This window comes from Bacillus sp. 7705b (genome assembly GCF_002289525.1).
Classification (GTDB): Bacteria; Bacillota; Bacilli; order Bacillales; family Bacillaceae; genus Bacillus; species Bacillus halotolerans.
On record NZ_NSDH01000039.1, the window covers coordinates 1 to 19,842 of the forward strand.

General features: G+C 44.4%; 20 protein-coding genes. 18 read left to right on the forward strand and 2 right to left on the reverse strand.

Annotated elements, in window-relative coordinates; genetic code table 11:
* Positions 1-61: 61 nt before the first annotated feature.
* Positions 62-1,402: a branched-chain amino acid transport system II carrier protein gene (gene brnQ / locus CJU60_RS15125; RefSeq protein WP_095714206.1), complete on the reverse strand. Its 1,341-nt coding sequence runs from the start codon at positions 1,400-1,402 to the stop codon at positions 62-64.
* A 192-nt stretch (positions 1,403-1,594) separates the two neighbouring features.
* Here brnQ and CJU60_RS15130 point away from each other — a divergent pair, with 192 nt between their 5' ends.
* The 5 genes from CJU60_RS15130 to CJU60_RS15150 all read left to right on the forward strand — a co-directional run bounded on the left by CJU60_RS15130 (position 1,595) and on the right by CJU60_RS15150 (position 7,630).
* Positions 1,595-2,740 carry a cysteine desulfurase family protein gene (locus tag CJU60_RS15130; RefSeq protein WP_095714207.1) on the forward strand — a complete coding sequence of 382 codons (1,146 nt, stop codon included), beginning with the start codon at positions 1,595-1,597 and terminating at the stop codon, positions 2,738-2,740.
* A 3-nt stretch (positions 2,741-2,743) separates the two neighbouring features.
* The gene (gene thiI / locus CJU60_RS15135) at positions 2,744-3,949 is read left to right on the forward strand and encodes a tRNA uracil 4-sulfurtransferase ThiI (protein ID WP_024122498.1); all 1,206 of its coding nucleotides are present in this window, start codon (positions 2,744-2,746) and stop codon (positions 3,947-3,949) included.
* Positions 3,950-4,041: 92 nt separating this feature from the next.
* Entirely contained in the window at positions 4,042-4,251 is a 210-nt protein-coding gene (sspA, locus tag CJU60_RS15140) for an alpha type acid-soluble spore protein SspA (protein ID WP_014114778.1), read from the forward strand.
* A gap of 177 nt (positions 4,252-4,428) precedes the next feature.
* Positions 4,429-6,018: an acyl-CoA synthetase MbcS gene (gene mbcS, locus CJU60_RS15145; RefSeq protein WP_095714208.1), complete on the forward strand. Its 1,590-nt coding sequence runs from the start codon at positions 4,429-4,431 to the stop codon at positions 6,016-6,018.
* Positions 6,019-6,037: 19 nt separating this feature from the next.
* Entirely contained in the window at positions 6,038-7,630 is a 1,593-nt protein-coding gene (locus tag CJU60_RS15150; RefSeq protein ID WP_095714209.1) for an amidohydrolase, read from the forward strand.
* Between the two features lie 34 nt (positions 7,631-7,664).
* Here CJU60_RS15150 and CJU60_RS15155 read toward each other — a convergent pair whose 3' ends face one another.
* The gene (locus tag CJU60_RS15155; RefSeq protein ID WP_024122495.1) at positions 7,665-8,468 is read right to left on the reverse strand and encodes an NAD kinase; all 804 of its coding nucleotides are present in this window, start codon (positions 8,466-8,468) and stop codon (positions 7,665-7,667) included.
* Positions 8,469-8,652: 184 nt separating this feature from the next.
* Here CJU60_RS15155 and sppA point away from each other — a divergent pair, with 184 nt between their 5' ends.
* From sppA to CJU60_RS15220, 13 genes are all read left to right on the forward strand, one after another.
* Positions 8,653-9,660 carry a signal peptide peptidase SppA gene (gene sppA / locus CJU60_RS15160; protein ID WP_095714210.1) on the forward strand — a complete coding sequence of 336 codons (1,008 nt, stop codon included), beginning with the start codon at positions 8,653-8,655 and terminating at the stop codon, positions 9,658-9,660.
* Between the two features lie 12 nt (positions 9,661-9,672).
* Positions 9,673-10,167, forward strand: coding sequence for an RDD family protein (locus tag CJU60_RS15165; RefSeq protein ID WP_024122493.1), 495 nt, complete (start codon positions 9,673-9,675; stop codon positions 10,165-10,167).
* A 76-nt stretch (positions 10,168-10,243) separates the two neighbouring features.
* On the forward strand, positions 10,244-10,924 hold the full coding sequence (locus CJU60_RS15170; RefSeq protein WP_024122492.1) for a DUF2953 domain-containing protein: 681 nt from the start codon (positions 10,244-10,246) through the stop codon (positions 10,922-10,924).
* A gap of 13 nt (positions 10,925-10,937) precedes the next feature.
* A complete protein-coding gene (gene ytfJ, locus CJU60_RS15175) occupies positions 10,938-11,393 on the forward strand; it encodes a GerW family sporulation protein (RefSeq protein ID WP_024122491.1) in 456 nt (151 codons plus the stop codon).
* A gap of 109 nt (positions 11,394-11,502) precedes the next feature.
* Positions 11,503-12,006 carry a thiol peroxidase gene (tpx, locus tag CJU60_RS15180; protein WP_095714211.1) on the forward strand — a complete coding sequence of 168 codons (504 nt, stop codon included), beginning with the start codon at positions 11,503-11,505 and terminating at the stop codon, positions 12,004-12,006.
* Between the two features lie 61 nt (positions 12,007-12,067).
* Positions 12,068-13,054 (forward strand): class I SAM-dependent methyltransferase, encoded by a 987-nt coding sequence (locus CJU60_RS15185; RefSeq protein WP_095714212.1) that lies wholly within the window; start codon positions 12,068-12,070, stop codon positions 13,052-13,054.
* Positions 13,055-13,401: 347 nt separating this feature from the next.
* Entirely contained in the window at positions 13,402-14,589 is a 1,188-nt protein-coding gene (locus tag CJU60_RS15190; RefSeq protein WP_024122488.1) for an acetate kinase, read from the forward strand.
* A gap of 77 nt (positions 14,590-14,666) precedes the next feature.
* Positions 14,667-15,179 (forward strand): MogA/MoaB family molybdenum cofactor biosynthesis protein, encoded by a 513-nt coding sequence (locus tag CJU60_RS15195; protein WP_095714213.1) that lies wholly within the window; start codon positions 14,667-14,669, stop codon positions 15,177-15,179.
* Between the two features lie 168 nt (positions 15,180-15,347).
* Entirely contained in the window at positions 15,348-16,559 is a 1,212-nt protein-coding gene (locus CJU60_RS15200; RefSeq protein ID WP_024122485.1) for an argininosuccinate synthase, read from the forward strand.
* Positions 16,556-17,941, forward strand: a complete 1,386-nt coding sequence (gene argH, locus CJU60_RS15205; protein ID WP_095714214.1) for an argininosuccinate lyase — start codon at positions 16,556-16,558, stop codon at positions 17,939-17,941. The genes CJU60_RS15200 and argH overlap by 4 nt, the downstream gene beginning before the upstream one ends.
* 64 nt (positions 17,942-18,005) lie before the next feature.
* On the forward strand, positions 18,006-18,137 hold the full coding sequence (locus CJU60_RS21900; RefSeq protein ID WP_010335290.1) for a hypothetical protein: 132 nt from the start codon (positions 18,006-18,008) through the stop codon (positions 18,135-18,137).
* A 128-nt stretch (positions 18,138-18,265) separates the two neighbouring features.
* Positions 18,266-19,033 (forward strand): SDR family oxidoreductase, encoded by a 768-nt coding sequence (locus tag CJU60_RS15215; RefSeq protein WP_024122483.1) that lies wholly within the window; start codon positions 18,266-18,268, stop codon positions 19,031-19,033.
* Positions 19,034-19,096: 63 nt separating this feature from the next.
* Positions 19,097-19,780, forward strand: coding sequence for a metal-dependent hydrolase (locus CJU60_RS15220; protein WP_024122482.1), 684 nt, complete (start codon positions 19,097-19,099; stop codon positions 19,778-19,780).
* Positions 19,781-19,842: the final 62 nt, after the last annotated feature.

Below are 19,842 nucleotides of genomic sequence, written 5' to 3' on the forward strand. Positions count from 1 at the left end.
TTATGAGCGGGCTCTTTTTTATTAAAAAAACGCCTGCGCAGTAACGCAGGCGACCATAACATTAACTTATTTCTTTAAGCTGCTGTTTGGATGTACCGATGAAAAAGGTAAGAATATAGCCGATAATGGCGGCGATGATTCCAGGAATCACCCAGCCGATGCCAAGGCTGTATAGCGGCAGATTGTCATTTAAAAACGTATTTAAAGCTCCGAGCGAAAAGCCGGCTGCTTTTATTCCGTCTAAAATACTGAATAATCCTGTACCGATTAAGCATGCAATGTAAACTTCACGTCTTTCTTTAAAGAGCTTATCAATAAATGAAAGAACGATAATGACAATGGCAAGCGGATAAATAGCTGATAAAATAGGAACTGAAAAAGCGATAATTTGAGCAAGCCCGAAATTAGAAATCATCAAGCTGAATAAAGTGACGATGGTAACGACAACTTTATATGATAACGCAGGGATAAGCTTTGAAAAATATGTGCCGCAAGAAGTGACAAGCCCAACGCTTGTGGTTAAACATGCGACTGTAATAGCTGATCCAAGTACGATATTTCCTAATGAACCGAATAAATAATGGGACGATGCTGATAAAATTTTAGCTCCTTCACCAACAGGCCCGATTGCGTTTGTGCTTGTTGCACCTAGGTAGGCCAGAGAAACATAAATGAATGTCAGCCCTAATGCAGCAATTATTCCGGCTTTAATACAAGCTGCCGCAAGAGCTTTTGATTGTGTAACGCCTCTGCTTTTCACAGCATTTACAACGACAACACCAAATACGATTGAAGCAAGCGCGTCCATTGTTTTGTAGCCTTCCAAAAATCCTTTAAATACCGGTGTTCCTTTATATGCTTCCGTTACTGCACCTAAACCGCCCATTGGCGTGATAATCGCTTTGAGAACAATCACTAAAATAATTGTGAATTTAATTGGAGTGAGAATTTTTCCGATTCGATCCACGACTTTGGTTGGGTTTAGCGCTAAATAGTAAGTAATGCCGAAAAAGATGAGTGTAAAAATTAATAAAGACAGTCTTTCAGGAACGCCAGCCAGAAACGGAACTGCACCAATTTCATAAGAAACGGTTCCTGTTCTCGGGATGGCGAATAATGGTCCGATTGATAAATAAAGCACAACAGTAAATACTGTACCGAATGCAGGGTGAGCTTTATCAGCAAGTCCTTTAGCATCCTTGCCGGTTAATGCGATAGCGATAATTCCGAGAAGAGGCAGGCCAACCCCGGTCAGTAAAAATCCGCCGATGGCTTTCCAGACATTGTGTCCGGCTGCTTGTCCAAGTTCCGGCGGATAAATCATATTTCCTGCTCCAAAGAATAGCGCAAATAGCATGAAACCAATAATAATGGTATCTTTGACAGGCAGTGAGTGTTTCATGAAAATCCTCCTAATAATTATGTTAAAATATTCTGTCAATTAATTGTCAGATAATATGACGAAACGAACAAATCTTATTATATGGTAAAAAATTTAGAAGTCAATACTAGCTTTTTGTAATTTTCTATTAAATTTTGTTATGGTAACATAAATATCATACCTTGTACCGCTTTCATAAAGGAGTAAAAAAAGATGATATATTTAGATAATAGTTCAACGACCAAACCTTATCATGAAGTCTTGAACGTTTATGAACAGACTAGCAGCCGATATTTTGGCAATCCTTCATCTTTGCACCGATATGGAGCCGAAACGGAACAGCTGCTTCAGGCAGCCAAAAATCAAATAAAAAGAGCCTTGGGCCTAAAGAATTATGATATTGTATTTACGTCAGGTGCTACAGAAGCTAATAATGTGGCTTTAAAAGGAGCCGCTTTGTCAAAGATAAAAACAGGCAAACATATCATTGCCACTTCTATCGAACATCCGTCCGTTACTGAATCTTTGGAGCAGCTGACAGAGCTATTCGGGTTTGAAGTAACTTATCTTTCAGTAAATGAAGATGGATTTGTGTCCATTAAGGAACTGAAAGATGCGATTCGGCCGGATACCGTGCTTGTCAGCATGATGCATGTGAACAATGAAGTTGGCTCCGTGCAGCCGATTGAAGAGGCCGGAGAAGTGCTGAAGCAGTATCCGAACATTCTGTTTCACGTCGATTATGTGCAAGGCATCTTTAAAGTTCCCTTGGCGATCGAGAATGCCGGTATTGATCTTTGTTCCATATCCGGCCATAAATTCCACGGACTGAAGGGGACAGGTGCACTTTTAGTAAAGGAAGGAACGCGTCTTATCCCGCTGATAACAGGCGGCTCCCAGCAAAAAGGCATACGTGCAGGAACCGAGCATACAGCAGGTGCGGTTTCACTGGCCAAAGCCATCAATCTTGCGGCTGATGATTATCATCATCACCTTGAAAGAATGGCGGCCGCAAAGGAATTGTTTATGAAAAGGCTGAGTGATTCAGACGGTGTTGTTTTAAATACGCCTCAATTCAATAGCGCTCCGCATATCATTAATTTCTCTGTGCCGGGCATAAAAGCGGAGGTGCTTTTGCATATGCTGGAGGAAAAGGATATATTCGTCTCAACGACATCAGCCTGCTCGGCAAAGGAACATAAACCGAGCAAAGTCCTGTTACAGATGGGCAAGGGAGAGCAGATCGCCGGAAGCAGCATCAGAATCAGCTTAAACTACAGCCAGACAAGCGATGTGACAGAGCCATTTATGAACGCGCTTGTGCCTGGCATCAAAAAACTAAAAAAAATGATGAGGTAGAACATGAATTACGATCATATATTAATTCGTTTTGGGGAGATATCAACCAAAGGAAAAAACAGAAAAAGTTTTATTGAACGTTTAAAGCAAAACGTCAGGCTTGTCCTGAAAGACTATCCGACATTAAAATACTTTTCTAATCGGGATCGTATGACGATTACATTAAATGGAGTGGACCCTGAGGCTCTTTTTCCACATTTGAAACAGGTGTTTGGCATTCAAAGCTTCAGTCTGGCCATTAAGTGTGAGAGCCGCCTTGACGATATTAAGACAACTGCCCTGCAGGCGATCAAGGATCAATATCAGCCTGGTGATACGTTTAAAGTCGCGACAAAGAGAGCGTATAAACAGTTTGAATTAGATACGAATGAAATGAACGCTGAAATCGGCGGCCATATTTTGCGAAATACAGAAGGGCTGACAGTTGATGTCCGCAATCCAGACATACCGCTCAGAATTGAAATCAGGGAGGAAGCAACCTTTTTGACGATTCGCAATGAAAAAGGCGCCGGCGGACTTCCTGTCGGTTCAGCAGGGAAAGCGATGCTGATGCTCTCCGGCGGCTTTGACAGCCCGGTAGCCGGTTTTTACGCAATGAAAAGAGGACTCTCAGTAGAAGCTGTCCATTTCTTCAGCCCGCCATACACAAGCGAACGTGCGAAACAAAAAGTGATGGACTTAGCGAAGTGTCTGTCTCGCTTCGGAGGAAGCATGACGCTTCATATCGTCCCGTTTACAAAGACGCAAGAGCTGATCCAAAAACAAATTCCTGAAAACTATACGATGACGGCAACCCGCCGCTTAATGCTTCAAATTGCCGACAGAATCAGAGAAAAAAGAAACGGGCTCGCCATTATTACGGGGGAAAGCCTCGGACAGGTAGCGAGCCAGACGCTTGAAAGCATGTACGCGATTAATGCGGTTACGTCTACACCGATTCTGCGTCCGTTAATCGCTATGGATAAAACAGAAATCATCGAAATATCACGGGAAATCGGCACATACGAAACAAGCATCCAGCCATTTGAAGATTGCTGCACGATCTTTACGCCGCCAAGCCCGAAAACACGCCCGAAAAAAGAAAAAATCGAACACTTTGAGAGCTTTGTGGATTTTGAACCGCTGATTCAAGAGGCGGTTGATCACATTGAAACAATGACATTATATAGCGAACAAGAAGCTAACGACAAATTCGCAGAACTCTTTTAACTAAGAGCCGGCTCCTGTATACAATTACCAAAGATTTTCTGTATGAAGCCATGTGTTTTAACACATTCTATACTCACAAGGAGGTGAGACACATGGCTAACAATAACTCAGGTAACAGCAACAACCTTTTAGTACCGGGAGCTGCTCAAGCTATCGACCAAATGAAATTGGAAATCGCTTCTGAATTCGGTGTAAACCTTGGAGCAGAAACAACTTCTCGCGCTAACGGTTCTGTTGGAGGAGAGATCACAAAACGTCTTGTATCTTTTGCTCAACAAAACATGGGCGGAGGACAATTCTAATTTACAATTTCACATAATGGCTTAGGAGTGGGGTTTTTCCCCACTCTTTTTCGTTTTTTTATAAAAAAGGACCAGCGGCCTATAAAAACCGATGTTTATGGAGCTTGTTTTTAGGCATATCCTTACGGAAACGGCATGTATTTATGTATAATGGGTGGAGAAAGTGAGGAGTTGTTCGTGTTGAAACGAGAAGATTTAATTGCCCCAATGGAATACAATTTAGTTAATGAAATCGAAAAGTTCAGTGCAACTGGACAAAAAACCGCCCTATTATGGGAGGATGAATCGGGCAAACAAAAATCATGGTCGTATGAAAAGCTTATGGAAGAAACAAATAAAATCGGTGCGGCTCTTGCTGATCTTGGATTTAAAAAGGGAGATAAACTGATTGTAATGGTGCCGCGTGTGCTCGAAGCCTATGCCGTTTATCTGGCTATCCTGAAATCGGGAATGGTCGTTATTCCTTGTTCTGAAATGCTTCGTGCGAAAGATCTTGAATACCGGATTGAACATGCCGAAGTGAAAGGCGCCATTGTTTATTCTGCTTTTATTGGCGCTTTCCGTGATGTCAGTACTGCAGACCGCCTGATTAAACTGTCGATTGGTGAAAATGAAGCCGGATGGAAAAATCTATTAACGATTGATGCGGATGGAAGCCGTTTTCAAACTGCTGATACAACAAGAGAAGACATGGCGTTCTTGTCTTATACTTCCGGAACAACGGGACAGCCGAAAGGTGTTGTACATACACATGGATGGGCATTTGCTCATTTAAAAACATCTGCCGGTGCATGGCTTGATATTTCTGAACAGGATACCGTATGGGCGACTGCTGCGCCAGGCTGGCAAAAATGGGTGTGGAGTCCGCTATTGGCGGTACTCGGAAGCGGAGCAACAGGTTTTGTGTATCAAGGCAGATTCAAAGCTGAAAAATATTTAGAGCTTTTAAACCGCTACAAAATCAATGTTTTCTGCTGCACGCCGACGGAATACCGTTTAATGGCAAAGGTAGAAGGCTTAGATAGCTACGATCTTTCAGCCCTGCACAGCGCTGTTTCAGCCGGTGAGCCGCTCAACCGCGAAGTGATTGACGTGTTCCAAAAGCATTTCGGCGTCAAGGTCAGAGACGGATACGGCCAAACAGAAAGCACGCTTTTAGTCGGTGTCTTAAAGGATATGGACATTAAACCGGGAAGCATGGGAAAACCGACACCGGGAAATCAGGTGGAGATCATCAATGAAGCCGGTGAAATCTGCAAAACTGGTGAGGTTGGCGATATCGCTGTTCACCTCAGCACCCCGGCGCTCTTTAAAGAATATTTTAAAGATCCGGACAGAATGAAAACACAAATTCGCGGCGATTATTTCCTGACAGGAGACAGAGCAAGAAAAGATGAGGATGGTTACTTCTGGTTTGAAAGCCGGAATGACGATATCATTATCAGCTCCGGCTACACGATCGGGCCATTCGAAGTGGAAGATGCGCTCGTGAAGCACCCTGAAGTCAAAGAATGTGCTGTCGTCGCAAGCCCTGATGAAATAAGAGGCTCCATCGTTAAAGCATACGTTGTCCTGCAAGATCACAAAAAACGCAGTGATGAGCTTGTCAAAGTTCTGCAAAATCATGTGAAGACCATTACGGCTCCATACAAATATCCAAGAGAGATTGAATTTGTCGAAAGCCTGCCGAAAACGGCTTCTGCAAAAATCAGACGAGTGGAATTAAGAAAACGTGAAGAACAGCTCAAAGCCAATAAAAAAGCGTAAAGAAAGAGAGTGAACGTGAATGAAGGCGATATGGCACGGCGGTTTCATTTATACGATGCTCGAAGAAGGCCACCAAACGGAGGCTGTTTATGTTGAGGATGATGTCATAAAAGGCACCGGCAGCTATGAGAGTCTGAAGAAGAAATACAGTTCACCGGAAACAAAAGACATCAGTTTGAACGGAGCAGTCATGTTTCCAGGATTTGTGGACAGCCATTTGCATCTGATCGGGCACGGAGAAAAACAGCTCCAGCTTGATCTGTCTTCGTTTACATCTAAAGAAGCTGTGCTGCAGGCTGCGAAGGCAAGAGAAGAGAGCCTGTCTGAAGACGATTGGCTCATTGGAGAGGGCTGGAATGAAAATCAATTCCAGAAGCAGGCTTATTTGACGAAGCATGACCTTGATCCTTTATTCCCGAACAGGCCCGTCCTGCTCAAGCGGGTATGCAGGCATGCAATAGCGGTCAATTCTGCGGCGCTGCAAGCCGCGGGAATTTCAAAAGCCACTCCTGATCCCGATGGCGGAGTCATTGGCAGAGATGCAGACGGTGAGCCGACGGGGCTTCTGTTTGATAAGGCGCAGGATCTGGTCCTGCAAGCCGTTCCGCCTGTATCTCAGCACTATGTTGATCAGGCGCTTACAGCGGGCATTCAGGATTGCTGGACAAAAGGCCTGACAGGCGGCCATTCGGAAGATTTGTCTTATTACGGCGATGTGTCCGTTCCGATGAAAGCTTATGAGACGGCTGCGGCAAGCGGAAAGTATCCGTTTCGCTGTCATTTGCTCGTTCATCATGAAGCGGTTGATCGGTGGGAGCAAATGAAGAAGCCGTCTGGCCCGTACGTTGAATTCGGTGCGATGAAACTATTTTCTGATGGAGCGCTTGGCGGGAGAACAGCTTTGTTAAAAGAACCGTATCATGACGATCCTTCTACAAACGGTGTTCAAGTCCATGATGATGAAACACTCAGCCGCCTCGTTCAAAAAGCGAGAGAGAAAGGAATGGAGGTTGCCGTCCATGCCATTGGCGACCTTGCCTTTGAAAAAGTGCTGCAGGTTGTCGAGCAGCATCCGCCAAAAAGCGGCCGGCATGATCGTCTGATCCATGCTCAGGTGCTGAATGATGAACTGATTGAAAAAGCAGCACGCATGCCGATTGCTCTTGATCTTCAGCCTCATTTTGTCGCCAGTGATTTTCCGTGGGTGATTGACCGTCTTGGAGAAGACCGTATGAAAACAGCTTTTGCTTGGAAAACACTGATCTCTAAAGGCATTTTATGTGCAGGGGGTTCTGATGCTCCGATTGAGCCTGTTGAGCCGCTTCTCGGCATTCAGTCTGCGGTGCTCCGGACAAGCAGCCGCGAACAGAACGGTCCGAGCTATAACGAAAGCGAGTGTTTAACAGTATATGAAGCTATCAGGCTTTATACAGCAGGAAGTGCTGAGATCATTTACAAAGAGCAGACACGGGGGAAAATAGCCGAAGGGTATGACGCGGATTTTACCGTTCTCAGTGAAGATCCGTTTACAATTGACCCGAAACAGCTTCATCTTTTAAAGATAGAAAAAACCGTTATCAACGGTCAGATTGTATATGAGAATCAACAGTAAAAAGGACAGGCGAATAGCCTGTCCTTTTCTTTTTCTATAAAAATGTCCGTTTTACTTTCTCCCAAAATGAATTGTCCTTTAGTTTCACGGTTTTTATTTTTTTATCAGACAGCTTGATTTCAATCGTTTTCACGTTTCTTGTGCTGAGTGCTTCATTGTCCAAACCGATAATCGGGTGTTCATTTCCGGCTTGCACCACACGAAGCGTCAGCTTTCGTTCAGAGCTGAGGACAAACGGAGAGCCTAGCGTGCGGTAGGTATTATTGTTAAGCGAAGCAAGCTCCGTCACCTGCATGCAGGGAAGCAGCGGATCAACGACAGCTCCGGCCACAGACTTATTATAAGCTGTGCTGCCTGTAGGCGTGGAAATAATCATCCCGTCTCCTCTGAACGTTTCGAAGTGCAGATCGTCAATCAGCACATCCATCACAAAGGTTTTAATTATGCTCGAACGAATGGAAACTTCGTTTAAACAATGAAAAGGACTGGTCTGATCCACTGTCACTTCAATCAGCGGATATTTTCTGACCTCAATTTGTTCAAACGTCATCGCATCCACCATTTTTTCATGCTCATCACTATTAAAATCACAGTATAAATGAGCTTTCCCCTTTTTGGTGATGCCGACGTATAAGCAGTCGTCACGGAAATTCGTCTTTCTGACCGCCTGCAAAAATGTACCGTCTCCGCCTACACTGGCAATAATATTGGCGTCAGAAGGCTGATTGACAACAGTAAATCCGTTCTCTTCAGCCAATTGTGTTAAGGAGCTGACTTGTTTGTTTGTTTCCTGGTCCTGTTTGTGAAAAAAATAAACATTACGGCGATGATCGGTCATATCCCATTTCCCCTTTGCTGTCATATTTAAGTTTTTCTGCCATCCAGTATTTGTGATAAAATACCTTTGGTCATAAGTGTACCACGTTTGCCGGCAGCCCGTTAAGCCGGAGCTTTCTCATCAATGAAACATTTTTTCATTTGAATCGTATAATGAGAGAGTTTGGGAAAAAGGAGGAGAAAAAATGAATGCAAAAAGATGGATCGCATTAGTGATCGCCCTTGGGATTTTTGGCGTGTCCATCATCGTCAGTATCTCAATGAGTTTCTTTGAAAGTGTCAAGGGTGCCCAAACAGACCTTACGTCACTGACAGATGAATCCCAGGAAGTGACACTTGAAAACGGAAGCCTTTCCAGCAAAATCGCCGTTTTGGAGGTCAGCGGCACCATTCAGGATAATGGTGATTCAAGCAGTCTGCTCGGTTCAGACGGGTATAACCACCGAACATTCTTAAAAAATCTTGAGCAGGCAAAAGAGGATGATGCGGTTAAAGGGATCGTACTCAAGGTAAACTCTCCGGGAGGCGGAGTGTATGAAAGTGCCGAAATACATAAAAAACTGGAAGAAGTAAAAAAAGAATCAAAAAAACCAATCTATGTGTCAATGGGATCGATGGCAGCTTCCGGAGGTTATTATATCTCAACAGCTGCCGATAAAATTTTTGCGACACCGGAAACCCTGACAGGATCTCTTGGGGTTATCATGGAGAGCGTGAATTACTCAAAGCTGGCTGATAAGCTCGGCATCTCTTTTGAGACCATTAAAAGCGGGGCTCACAAGGACATTATGTCTCCTTCCCGTGAGATGACAAAAGAAGAAAAAAATATCATGCAATCTATGGTTGATAACTCCTATGAAGGCTTTGTCGATGTCATTTCGGAAGGCCGCGGCATATCGAAAGCGGAAGTAAAGAAAATCGCGGACGGACGCGTGTATGACGGGCGGCAGGCGAAAAAACTGAATCTTGTGGATGAACTTGGATTTTATGATGATACAATTGCGGCCATGAAAAAGGATCATAAAAACTTGAAAAACGCTTCTGTCGTCTCTTACGAGGAAAGCTTCGGATTAGGCTCTCTGTTTACTATGGGAGCGAACAAAATGTTTAAAAGTGAAATTGATTTTCTGAATATGAGAGAAGTTCTTTCACAATCCGGTTCGCCGAGAATGATGTATCTCTATGCGAAGTAGGAGGGATCAATAATGGATGCGACATATGAAGAGTTAGAGCGCAGCGACATCGCAGGCCCGGATCAAGCGGAACAGCTCACACACGCATATGCGGGCTTTTGGGTCCGTTTTTGGGCTTTCCTGCTTGATTGGCTCGTTGTGTGGGGGTTAAACCATTTAATCGTTTCTCCCATCTTTACTTTACTGGATCTGCCGAAAACATCCGGCATGTTCACCATCTCAGCGTACAGCATCACAACGCTTTTCGTTTATCTGGCATACTTTGCGCTGATGACCAAATACTTCAGACAAACGCTCGGAAAAATGGTGTTCGGCCTCAAAGTAATTTCTGTCAAGCAGGGCCATAAGCTGACATGGAGCACCGTGATTTTCCGTGAAGTGATCGGGCGGTATATTGATAAGATTTCGATTTTATATATCGTCATCGCTTTTTCTCCTAAAAAACAGGGGATTCATGATTACATTGCTGATACAACTGTGGTGCACGAAAAATTATATCGTAAATAACAGATAAACCCGGACCCCGTCCGGGTTTATTTTTTGCTGAATGGGCGATAATGCTTTCTAGAGGAAGTGAAAGAATATGGTATATGTGCTGTCAGCCATTCTTATTCTTATAGGTATCGTGCTGCTTCTCAGAATGAAAATTCATGTTGCCGCGGAGTATCTTCATGCTGAGGATAATGACAAAATAACTTTGAAAATTACAACGCTGTTTGGCCTGGTTCGGATTAAAAAAACAATTCCGGCGATTAAGGTGAACAAAGATGACGGAACAGTCGATATCAGACAGAACACAAAATCGAAAGTGAAAAAAAGCAGCAGCAAGAAAAAAATTACGTTTGATGATGTGCAGCAAAGCATCAATAAAATTGAAATGCTTCTGCATCATGTCACTAAGTTAAGGAAAATCAGCGCCTCTTTTATAGCGCATTTGCATATCACAAAACTCGAATGGATCACAGTTGTCGGGGTTCATGACGCAGCAGTGACAGGTGTGTTAACGGGTGCCGTATGGGGAGTCAAAGGCGGTATCGCAGCTATGCTTCATGACCATTTAGACTTTGTGAACAAGCCTGTTTATGAAGTGATTCCATCGTTTCAAGTCCCTGTTTCCAAGACCCATTTTCAGTGTATATTCTTTTTTCGCTTTGGACATGCTATGCTTGCAGCTTTCAAATTCGTCAAATACGGACGGGAGCTTTCTGTATTAAAGAAAAATCCGTCGGCTCGAATGACTTCAAAGAATGATTCATCAGTTTAAGGAGGAAGCGTATATGGCAGACCATCCCATCCAAGGTTTAATGAAAACCGCAATGGAAAACTTGAAGGAAATGATTGATGTTAACACAATCATCGGGGATCCGGTTGAAACACCGGATGGAAGCGTGATTTTAACCGTTTCTAAAGTCGGATTCGGATTCGCCGCAGGCGGCAGCGAGTTTGGCGGCAAGCCGGCTGAGAAAAAATCGGAAGACGATGAAACAAGAGAACAAAAACTGCCCTTCGGAGGCGGAAGCGGAGGCGGTGTGTCCATTACGCCGATCGCGTTTTTAATTGTCGGTTCGACTGGCATCAGAATGCTTCATTTAGATGAAAATACACATTTGATTGAGAAAATTCTAGACGCAGCCCCTCAAACACTGGAACGCATACAGCAAATGTTTAAGAAAAATAACAAGAATCAAAACCAAGGCCAAAATCAAAACCAAATGAACAATATGAATTATTAAAGAAGGGTTAACTGCGGCGGCCGCAGTTAACTTTTTTTTGGCATAAACTTTGCAGTTTGCAAGAAACTTTACTATGATAGAGACATACATACGAAAGGGAGGAATTATAATGGCTGAAATTACATTCAAAGGCGGTCCTGTTACGCTTGTCGGACAAGAAGTGAAAGTAGGGGATCAAGCTCCTGATTTCACAGTGCTGACAAACAGCCTTGAAGAAAAATCGTTAGCTGACATGAAAGGAAAAGTAACGATTATTTCTGTTATCCCTTCAATTGACACAGGCGTTTGCGATGCACAAACCCGCCGCTTTAATGAAGAGGCTGCAAAGCTTGGAGATGTCAACATTTACACAATCAGTGCGGACCTTCCATTTGCACAGGCGCGCTGGTGCGGAGCAAACGGAATTGACAAAGTAGAAACTCTGTCAGACCACAAAGACATGTCATTTGGCGAAGCGTTCGGTGTATACATAAAAGAACTTCGTCTGCTTGCGCGTTCCGTATTTGTGCTTGATGAGAACGGAAAAGTCGTTTACGCTGAATATGTAAGCGAAGCAACGAACCACCCGAATTATGAAGAGCCGATTGAGGCTGCCAAGGAATTATTGAAGTAAGCAGGTGAAAAAAGCTCCAGGCTGCCGCCGGAGCTTTTTTCATGGCAAGGAGGAACACATTATGCAAAACGATCATGTAGGTGCGGTATACGGGCTGCTGGATGATGCCGCGATCATCATAAAAAATGAATTGCAGATTTCATATATAGAAGCGCTTGCCGAAGCGGGAGAAATGTATTTTCTTGAAAAAACGGATCAGCTGAAGCTGCCGAATGAGAAGGCTGAAAAGCTTCAAGCATTGCTTGAAAAAGCCGAATTTGACACATATGAGCACGAGTGGGTGCGCAAAGCATTCCAGCTTGCCGTCCTAAAGGGATTAAAGGATATATCCCATCCAAACAGACAAATGACGCCGGACACAATCGGGCTTTTTATCAGTTATCTGGTAAATAAGTTTATGGCGGGAAAAAAGGAGTTAACGCTTCTTGATCCGGCTGTCGGAACGGGAAATCTTCTGTTCACCGTGTTAAACCAACTGTCTGAAAATACGGCGAAAAGCTATGGCATAGAGATAGATGACGTGCTCTTGAAAATCGCCTATGACCAGGCGAACCTTCTGAAAAAAGAGCTGGAACTGTTCCACCAGGACAGCCTCGAGCCGCTGTTTATCGATCCGGTTGACACAGTGATATGCGATCTGCCGGTTGGCTATTATCCGAATGACGAAGGGGCAAATGCCTTTGAACTGAAAGCGGATGAAGGCCATTCCTTCGCCCATCATTTGTTTATTGAGCAAAGCGTCAAGCATACGAAACCGGGCGGATACCTGTTCTTTATGATTCCGAATCATTTGTTTGAAAGCTCTCAAAGCGACAAGCTGAAGCAGTTTTTCAAGGACAAGGTTCATATCAATGCACTATTGCAGCTGCCGAAATCAATTTTTAAAGACGAAGCCCATGCCAAAAGTATCCTTGTGCTTCAGAAAACAGATGAAGAGACGAAAGCGCCGAACCAAATTCTGCTTGCGAATCTGCCTTCTTTCTCCAACCAGAAGGCGATGCTCGACATGATGGCGCAAATAGATGCGTGGTTTACTAAGGAAAAATAGAAAATGAAAAAACAGTTTGAGCGTCCGTCATATGAGGAAGCTTAAGCTGTTTTTTTGTATGAACATCTGGGGGCAGATAAACGAATTGAATAGGGTTTCAAAACACAAAATACGAAAGGAGAAACTGCAGAATGTAAGCGTTAATCAATGTTAAGCGCAAAGGTAATGTGTCTGAAAATAACGACTTCTTATTGTAAGCGTTATCAATACACAAGTTGACTTGAAAAGCCGACATGACAATGTTTAAATGGAAAAGTCAGATATTTTTCGGGAGAAAATGATGATTCACCCGGGAAAAAAGTACGAAAAACGAAGATGTTGATACAGAGTAAAAAGGAGCGTCAATCATGTCCAAAATTATTGCAATTAACGCAGGAAGCTCGTCTTTGAAATTTCAGCTTTTCGAAATGCCTTCAGAAACCGTTTTAACGAAGGGCTTAGTTGAACGAATCGGTATCGCCGACAGTGTGTTCACGATTTCTGTAAACGGCGAAAAAAATACAGAAGTAACTGATATACCTGATCATGCGGTAGCGGTTAAAATGCTGCTTAATAAGCTGACAGAATTCGGCATTATCAAAGATTTAAATGAAATTGACGGAATTGGACACCGCGTGGTACACGGCGGAGAAAAATTCAGCGATTCCGTTTTATTAACGGACGAAACAATTCAGGAGATTGAAGATATTTCTGAATTGGCGCCGCTGCACAACCCGGCAAATATCGTCGGAATTAAAGCCTTCAAAGAAGTGCTTCCAAATGTCCCTGCGGTTGCTGTTTTTGATACGGCATTCCATCAGACAATGCCTGAGCAGTCTTACCTGTACAGCCTGCCATACGAATACTATGAAAAATTCGGTATCCGTAAATACGGCTTCCACGGCACTTCTCATAAATATGTGACTGAGCGTGCGGCAGAGCTTCTCGGCCGTCCGTTAAAAGATTTACGCCTGATTTCCTGCCACCTTGGCAATGGCGCAAGTATTGCAGCTGTTGAAGGCGGAAAATCAATTGATACATCTATGGGCTTCACGCCGCTTGCCGGTGTTGCAATGGGTACACGCTCTGGAAACATCGACCCTGCCCTTATCCCATACATTATGGAGAAAACAGGCCAGACAGCTGACGAAGTACTGAATACATTAAACAAAAAAAGCGGACTGCTTGGCATCTCCGGTTTCTCAAGCGATCTTCGTGACATCGTTGAAGCAACGAAACAAGGAAATGAGCGCGCGGAAACTGCGCTTGAAGTCTTTGCGAGCCGCATCCACAAATACATCGGTTCTTACGCTGCCAGAATGAGCGGTGTGGATGCGATTATCTTTACTGCCGGTATCGGTGAAAACAGCGTAGAAGTCAGAGAACGCGTTCTTCGCGGCCTGGAATTTATGGGCGTATACTGGGATCCTGCGCTTAATAACGTACGCGGTGAGGAAGCGTTCATCAGCTACCCTCATTCTCCAGTAAAAGTTATGATCATTCCGACTGATGAGGAAGTCATGATTGCACGAGACGTTGTTCGTTTAGCTAAATAATGCAAAAAGCACATTCACTTGAATGTGCTTTTTTGTTGAAGCATGATAAAGGTAGAAAAAAACAAAGAGGTGAGCCAATGAGCGTTCAAGAGCATAAACAAGAAGCACCCGATATTGTCCGGTGCAAAGTGATTACTGTCAGTGATACGAGAACGGAAGAAACGGATAAAAGCGGCAGGCTGATGATCTCATTTTTAGAAGAAGCAGGCCATCAGATCGCTGCATATGAAATTGTAAAAGACGAAAAGGATGCCCTGCAGCGGTCTGTCTTAGCGGGATGCATGGATGATCAGACGGACGCGGTCCTCTTAAACGGCGGGACGGGTATTGCAAAGAGGGACGTCACCATTGAAGCCATTTCGCCGTTGTTTTCTAAAGAGCTGCCCGGCTTTGGAGAAATATTCAGGATGCTCAGTTATACAGAAGACATCGGCTCCAGTGCGATCATGTCGAGAGCCACAGCCGGCGTTATCCAACATACAGCCGTTTTTTCAACGCCAGGCTCCAGCGGTGCGGTAAAGCTGGCGATGAATAAGCTGATTATTCCGGAGATCGCCCATGTGGTCAGAGAAATCAGAAAAGACAAGTAAATGAATAAATACTACGAAACTTCACCTGGAAAAATGGGTGAAGTTTTTTTAATAAAAGGCTTGAAAAAAAGGAACTTACTTGTTAAAGTGTATACATACAAAATGTATTTTTATTAAATATAATTTATTTTTATACAAAAGAAACAGGGTTGAGAGGAGATTTTTATCATGGCAGAACAGAAAAAAGTCGTATTAGCATACTCAGGGGGTCTCGATACTTCCGTCGCGATAAAATGGCTTCAAGAGCAAGGGTATAATGTCATCGCCTGCTGTCTGGATGTCGGCGAAGGCAAGGACCTGGCGTTTGTTCAGCAAAAAGCGCTTGAAGTCGGCGCAACAAATTCTTACGTGATCGATGCAAAAGAAGAATTCGCCCAGGATTACGCGCTGTTATCTTTGCAGGCTCACACGATGTATGAAGGGAAATATCCGCTCGTGTCCGCATTGTCTCGACCGCTTATTGCAAAAAAATTAGTCGAGATCGCAGAAAAAGAAGAGGCGCAGGCAATTGCGCACGGATGCACAGGGAAAGGAAATGACCAGGTGCGTTTTGAGGTATCAATTAAATCATTGAATCCTGACCTTGAAGTCATCGCTCCGGTTCGGGAATGGCAATGGTCTCGTGAAGAAGAAATTGAATATGCGGCAAGCCGCGGCATTCCGATTCCGATTAATCTTGACAGCCCATATTCCATTGATCAAAACCTTTGGGGACGCGCAAATGAGTGCGGCATTTTAGAAGATCCGTGGGCTGCTCCGCCAGAAGGAGCATACGACCTTACAGCGCCGCTGGAAAAAACACCGGATACACCGGAAGTGATAGAAATCGCATTTGAACAAGGCGTGCCTGTATCCATCGACGGCGTCTCTTACTCACTTTCTGAATTAATTTTAAAACTGAACGAAATTGCAGGCGCGCATGGTGTCGGACGTATCGACCACGTGGAAAACCGCCTTGTCGGCATTAAATCCCGTGAAGTATACGAATGTCCGGGTGCGATGACGCTTATCAAAGCACACAAAGAACTGGAAGATTTGACATTAGTGAAAGAGGTCGCGCACTTTAAACCGGCCATCGAACAAAAGCTGTCAGAAATCATTTACAACGGCTTATGGTTCTCACCTTTAAAAGACGCGCTGCACGCTTTCTTAAAAGAAACGCAAAAACACGTTACAGGCATCGTTCGCGTGAAGCTGTTTAAAGGCCATGCGATTGTAGAGGGGCGTAAATCAGAATACTCTCTATATGATGAAAAACTTGCAACATATACAAAAGACGATGCGTTTGATCACCATGCGGCAATCGGATTTATCGAGCTTTGGGGACTTCCGACAAAAGTGAACAGCATCGTGAAAAAGAAGGAGCAGATTAAAGCATGAAGAAGCTTTGGGGAGGCCGATTCCAAAAAACACCGGAAAAATGGGTCGACGAATTCGGCGCGTCCATATCATTTGACCAACATTTAGTGACCGAAGACATTACAGGGTCTCTCGCACATGCTGCCATGCTGAAAAAATGCGGTATCCTGACAGAAGAAGAAGAGCTGAAAATCCGTGAGGGACTGAATGCCCTTTTGCAAAAAGCAGAAGACGGGGCATTAGAGTTCTCAGTTGATTATGAAGATATTCATTTGAACATTGAGAAAATGCTGATTGACGAAATCGGCCCTGTCGGCGGCAAGCTGCATACCGGAAGAAGCCGGAATGACCAGGTGGCAACTGACATGCATTTATACCTGAAAAACCATGTCGCTCACATTATCGAGCTGCTAGAGGCATTCCAAGGCGCGCTTATTGATAAGGCAGAAGCAAATATTGAAACCATTCTGCCGGGCTACACTCATCTTCAGCGCGCCCAGCCGATTTCATTCGCTCACCATCTGCTTGCGTATTTCTGGATGCTGGAGCGCGACAAGGAACGTTTTCAGGATTCAATGAAGCGGATCAACAAATCTCCGCTCGGATGCGGAGCGCTCGCGGGTACCACCTTCCCGATCGATCGTGAGTATTCAGCAGAGCTGCTCGGCTTTGATTCCATTTATGAAAACAGCCTCGACGGCGTCAGCGACAGAGATTTCATTTTGGAATTTTTAAGCAACAGCAGCATGCTGATGATGCACCTTTCCCGTTTCTCTGAAGAAATCATTCTGTGGTGCTCGCAGGAGTTTAAATTCATTGAGCTAGACGATACGTACGCAACGGGAAGCAGCATGATGCCGCAGAAGAAAAACCCGGATATGGCAGAGCTGATCCGCGGCAAAACAGGGCGCGTGTACGGTGACATGATGGGGCTTTTTACGATCATGAAAGGCCTTCCGCTCGCTTATAACAAAGACCTGCAGGAAGACAAAGAAGGCATGTTTGACACGGTGAAAACGGTTGAAGGCAGCCTGCAAATCTTCACAGGCATGATTCAAACAATGACTGTGAACAAAGACGTCATGAAGCAAGCGACAAAACAAGACTTTTCAAATGCGACGGAACTGGCTGATTATTTAGCGAAGAAAGGAATGCCATTCAGAGAAGCGCACGAAGTGGTCGGAAAGCTTGTGTACACATGCATCGAAAAAGGAATCTATTTAAGCGACATGCCGTTTGACGATTTTCAGAAGGCGAGCGATCTCTTCGAAGAGGATATTTACACTGTTTTGGATCCTTATCATGCGGTCGAAAAAAGAATGAGCGCAGGAGGCACGGGCTTCAAACAGGTAGAGGAGGCGCTCGTAAAGGCGAAAGCTTGCGTGGCTGCCGGAGTTTGTTAAAATTTCCTTCATAAAATCCCGTCATTATAGCCAACCTACCTCTATAATGATGGGAGGCAGAAGGATGAAAAAAGAACCGGAACGCTATATTTATGATGAACAAGAAAGCCAGGAGACAACAAGGCTCATTTCCGAAGCATATCAAAGCGGTTATGTGGATATCCCTGATCAAGAGCCTTCATCTTCTGCGGAATAAGCTGTCTATTATAGGCAGCTTTTTTTGTATGGCAAAGTGTAAAAAGTGATATTGCCGGCCTTTTATAGTAAAGTAGAAGAAGAAACACTTTATTGAAAAGCGGCGACGTTGCTTTGGGAGGTATTCATGTGCGACATGCTTTAATTACTGCCGGTTCGAAGGGATTAGGCCGCAAAGTGACTGAAACATTGCTTGCAAAGGGGTATTCAGTAACAGTGAATTACAGGCAGGATGAAGAGGCAGTAAACCGCCTGAAGGAAGCCTGTCCTGATTACCTTGACCGGCTGCAATTTGTAAAAGGTGATGTCACCAAAAAAGAAGATTTGCTGCGCATCGCAGACGCTGCCTTGGACCGCTTCGGGAGAATCGACTTTTTGATTAACAACGCGGGGCCATACATATTTGAACGAAAAAAGTTAGCTGATTATACCGATGACGAATGGTACGGTATGCTGGAAGGGAATTTAAGCGCCGTCTTTCACTTATTTAAAGCAGTTATTCCGGTCATGAGAAAACAGCAATTCGGGCGTATCATCACGTACGGATTTCAAGGCGCGGCACACGCACCCGGCTGGCTTCACCGCTCCGCTTTCGGCGCCGCAAAAGTGGGATTGGCTTCTTTAACAAAAACAATCGCGATAGAAGAAGCTGAATCGGGCATAACCGCTAATATGGTTTGCCCGGGCGACATTGTCGGCGACATGAAGGAAGCGTCAATAAAGGAAGCCAGACAGCGTATCGGCAAAGAAAAAACGCCGATAGGAAGATCCGGCACCGGAGAAGATATCGCCAGAATCATTGCCTTTTTGTGCGAAGAGAACTCAGACCTGGTGACAGGAACTGTAATTGAAGCAACCGGGGGCCTCAATGTGATTAACAAGAATCAATCCACATAAGTTTTTCAGCATCTTAAAAAGGGAAAATGAAAACATCAAAAACAAAGTGACGAGGTGAAGGAAATGAAAGTAACGTATCACGGACATTCTGTAGTTGCAGTAGAAACGAATGACCACCATATTTTATTTGACCCGTTTTTGACAGGAAATTCGTTAACCGACTTGAAGCCGGAGGATGCAAAAGCGGACGCTATCTTATTGACTCACGGCCACAATGACCACGTGGGCGACACTGAGCAAATCGCAAAGCAAAATAACGCGCTGGTTGTGGCACCGAATGAGCTTGCTGTATATTTGGGATGGAAAGGGTTAAATGTTCACCCTATGCACATCGGCGGCTCCCATCAGTTTGATTTTGGGAAAGTGAAGCTTACACAGGCCTTTCATGGATCTGCCATCACTGACGAAGAAAATAAAACGATCACCTACACAGGCATGCCATCCGGTATTCTGCTGACTGTTGAAGGCAAAACGATCTTCCACGCCGGCGATACGGCTCTTTTCTCTGACATGAAGCTGATCGGGGAGCTGAACCATATTGATCTTGCCTTCCTGCCGATCGGCGACAACTTTACGATGGGGCCTGAAGACGCCAAACTAGCTGCAGAATGGCTGCGGGCAAAACAAGTTGTACCGGTTCATTACAATACATTCCCGGTCATCGAGCAAGACCCGGAAGCATTTGCAGACAGCCTGCCGGGCGGAGTCGGAAAAGTCATGGCCGTCGGTGAATCGATTGAGCTTTAAACGCTGAAAGCATCTCCTGAAAATCAGGAGATGCTTTTTATTTTTCGTGCGGAATGACCGTT

Coding starts and splice junctions, on each gene's coding strand:
- brnQ (WP_095714206.1), bottom strand. CDS start 1,402: ATGAAACACTCACTGCCTGTCAAAGATACCATTATTATTGGTTTCATG.
- CJU60_RS15130 (WP_095714207.1), top strand. CDS start 1,595: ATGATATATTTAGATAATAGTTCAACGACCAAACCTTATCATGAAGTC.
- thiI (WP_024122498.1), top strand. CDS start 2,744: ATGAATTACGATCATATATTAATTCGTTTTGGGGAGATATCAACCAAA.
- sspA (WP_014114778.1), top strand. CDS start 4,042: ATGGCTAACAATAACTCAGGTAACAGCAACAACCTTTTAGTACCGGGA.
- CJU60_RS15150 (WP_095714209.1), top strand. CDS start 6,038: ATGAAGGCGATATGGCACGGCGGTTTCATTTATACGATGCTCGAAGAA.
- CJU60_RS15155 (WP_024122495.1), bottom strand. CDS start 8,468: ATGACCGATCATCGCCGTAATGTTTATTTTTTTCACAAACAGGACCAG.
- sppA (WP_095714210.1), top strand. CDS start 8,653: ATGAATGCAAAAAGATGGATCGCATTAGTGATCGCCCTTGGGATTTTT.
- CJU60_RS15165 (WP_024122493.1), top strand. CDS start 9,673: ATGGATGCGACATATGAAGAGTTAGAGCGCAGCGACATCGCAGGCCCG.
- CJU60_RS15170 (WP_024122492.1), top strand. CDS start 10,244: ATGGTATATGTGCTGTCAGCCATTCTTATTCTTATAGGTATCGTGCTG.
- ytfJ (WP_024122491.1), top strand. CDS start 10,938: ATGGCAGACCATCCCATCCAAGGTTTAATGAAAACCGCAATGGAAAAC.
- tpx (WP_095714211.1), top strand. CDS start 11,503: ATGGCTGAAATTACATTCAAAGGCGGTCCTGTTACGCTTGTCGGACAA.
- CJU60_RS15185 (WP_095714212.1), top strand. CDS start 12,068: ATGCAAAACGATCATGTAGGTGCGGTATACGGGCTGCTGGATGATGCC.
- CJU60_RS15190 (WP_024122488.1), top strand. CDS start 13,402: ATGTCCAAAATTATTGCAATTAACGCAGGAAGCTCGTCTTTGAAATTT.
- CJU60_RS15195 (WP_095714213.1), top strand. CDS start 14,667: ATGAGCGTTCAAGAGCATAAACAAGAAGCACCCGATATTGTCCGGTGC.
- CJU60_RS15200 (WP_024122485.1), top strand. CDS start 15,348: ATGGCAGAACAGAAAAAAGTCGTATTAGCATACTCAGGGGGTCTCGAT.
- argH (WP_095714214.1), top strand. CDS start 16,556: ATGAAGAAGCTTTGGGGAGGCCGATTCCAAAAAACACCGGAAAAATGG.
- CJU60_RS21900 (WP_010335290.1), top strand. CDS start 18,006: ATGAAAAAAGAACCGGAACGCTATATTTATGATGAACAAGAAAGCCAG.
- CJU60_RS15220 (WP_024122482.1), top strand. CDS start 19,097: ATGAAAGTAACGTATCACGGACATTCTGTAGTTGCAGTAGAAACGAAT.